The 1,293-nt window shown below is 73.2% G+C and carries 1 protein-coding gene and 1 pseudogene; both read left to right on the top strand.

What is annotated here, in order from left to right:
- The first annotated feature begins 16 nt into the window (after positions 1 to 16).
- Positions 17 to 955 (top strand): tRNA (adenosine(37)-N6)-dimethylallyltransferase MiaA, encoded by a 939-nt coding sequence (miaA, locus tag IE312_RS21020; RefSeq protein WP_189983901.1) that lies wholly within the window; start codon positions 17 to 19, stop codon positions 953 to 955.
- 107 nt (positions 956 to 1,062) lie between these two features.
- A pseudogene (locus IE312_RS41120) lies at positions 1,063 to 1,293 on the top strand (hypothetical protein); the annotation flags it as partial.

Here is a 1,293-nt window from a genome sequence, read left to right on the forward strand (position 1 = left end):
TTGCGAGACTGGTGCGGTGAGCAGTGCACCCCCCGCCCCCCGCGTCATCGCCGTCGTCGGACCCACCGCGGCCGGCAAGTCCGATCTCGGCGTCTTCCTGGCCCAGCAGCTAGGCGGCGAGGTCGTCAACGCCGACTCCATGCAGCTGTACCGAGGGATGGACATCGGTACCGCCAAGCTGACGCCCGAGGAGCGTGACGGCGTCCCGCACCACCTGCTGGACATCTGGGACGTGACGGTCACCGCCTCGGTCGCCGAGTACCAGAAGCTGGCCCGCGCGCGGATCGACGCCCTGCTCGCCGAGGGCCGCTGGCCGATCCTGGTCGGCGGCTCGGGGCTGTATGTGCGCGGTGCCGTCGACAACCTGGAGTTCCCCGGCACCGATCCGGAGGTCCGGGCCCGGCTGGAGGAGGAGCTGGCCCTGCGCGGCCCGGGCGCGCTGCACGCCCGGCTGGCCGCCACCGACCCCGAGGCCGCCCGCGCCATCCTGCCGAGCAACGGCCGCCGCATCGTCCGGGCCCTGGAGGTGATCGAGATCACCGGCCAGCCGTTCACGGCCAACCTGCCCGGCCACGACTCCGTCTACGACACCGTCCAGATCGGCGTCGACGTGGCCCGGCCGGAACTGGACGAGCGCATCGCGCGGCGCGTCGACCGCATGTGGGACGCGGGCCTGGTGGCGGAGGTGCGCGCACTGGAGGCGCAAGGGCTGCGCGAGGGGCGCACGGCGTCGCGCGCGCTCGGCTACCAGCAGGTGCTCGCGGCATTGGCCGGGGAGTGCAGCGAAGCGGAAGCGCGGGCGGAGACCGTGCGTGCCACCAAGCGCTTCGCGCGCCGTCAGGATTCATGGTTCAGGCGCGACCCCCGGGTGCACTGGTTGAGTGGGGCCGCCGCGGACCGCGGGGAACTTCCGCAGCAGGCCCTGGCGTTGGTGGAACGACCGGTTACAGCCTGATCACGTCATGGCATCGGGATGCGCCGCCGGTCATCGCGGCCTTCGGTGCCGTGCCATCATCGAGCTTCGATCGACCAAGTGGAGCCTAGTTGGGAGGGCGCGTGGCGATGGAGGCCGGCCCTCGCGACACCGCACAAAGTGCCGAGCACCTCACCACTGAGGGTGACGAACCGGAGCCGGACGAGCCGCGCTCCGGCGAGGACCGCCCGCGGGTGAACGGTGCGCTCGACGCCGGGCCGCCCGGCCACGCCCTGGTCGAGGGCCTGCGCCCCGACGGCCCGCTGACCACCGGCTCCCTGACCGGCAGCCCGGACCCGGCCGGCCTCGTTCCCGATGGC

The organism is Streptomyces capoamus, assembly GCF_014654935.1.
Taxonomy (GTDB): domain Bacteria; phylum Actinomycetota; class Actinomycetes; order Streptomycetales; family Streptomycetaceae; genus Streptomyces; species Streptomyces capoamus.